The organism is Mesorhizobium sp. L2C084A000 (genome assembly GCF_000502875.1).
In the GTDB taxonomy this organism is placed as follows: Bacteria; Pseudomonadota; Alphaproteobacteria; order Rhizobiales; family Rhizobiaceae; genus Mesorhizobium.
On record NZ_AYWX01000066.1, the window covers coordinates 1 to 285 of the forward strand.

1 protein-coding gene is annotated in these 285 nt (G+C 62.8%); it reads left to right on the top strand.

Going from position 1 to position 285, the window contains the following annotated elements:
- The coding region (locus X735_RS135820) for a lysozyme inhibitor LprI family protein (RefSeq protein WP_023814487.1) at positions 1–285 on the top strand (285 nt) is incomplete at both ends.

A 285-nucleotide genomic window follows, 5' to 3' on the forward strand; every position in this document is an offset into this window, starting at 1 on the left:
GCCGATGCCAAGCTCAACCAGGCCTACAAGGATCTCGTCGGTCGCAACGACGACAAGGGCAGGAAGCTGCTGCAGGTCGCGCAACGCGCCTGGATCGCCTTCCGCGACGCCGAATGCGCCTATACGACGACAGACAGCGAGGGCGGCTCCATCCATCCGATGGAGGTTTCACAATGCCTGACCGAACTGACGGACCAGCGCATCAAACAGCTCACCGCGGGCGCCAATTGTAGGGAAGGCGATGCGAGTTGCGCCAGCCCCGACGAAGACGGGGATCTGAACGAC